We start from the raw sequence: 255 nt of genomic DNA on the forward strand, positions 1-255 counted from the left end.
TCGTGCCATCGTAGATATCCAGATCGAGCGTCACGCCGACCGCGTTGACGTTGCCGGCCAAAATGCCGGAGATGAGGTCGCGCAGCCGGAAAGAGGCATCCACCCACCCCAACAACGCGCCGCGGCGTTCAGCCATGGTGCCGTGCGCCATGCCAGGCCGGTAGACCGGCAGGAACAGCAATACGCCACCGCCGCCGTCACCAGCGGACTCTTGCACCAGCTGCGTGTGCCCAGACAAGATGGCCTGGTCATTGT

General features: G+C 64.3%; 1 protein-coding gene. It reads right to left on the reverse strand.

The features are described from left to right. Positions 1–255, reverse strand: a 255-nt coding sequence (locus tag H3H36_RS26535) for a CHASE domain-containing protein (RefSeq protein WP_182220998.1), incomplete at both ends; no start/stop codon positions are given.

This window comes from Rugamonas fusca (genome assembly GCF_014042365.1).
In the GTDB taxonomy this organism is placed as follows: domain Bacteria; phylum Pseudomonadota; class Gammaproteobacteria; order Burkholderiales; family Burkholderiaceae_D; genus Rugamonas; species Rugamonas fusca.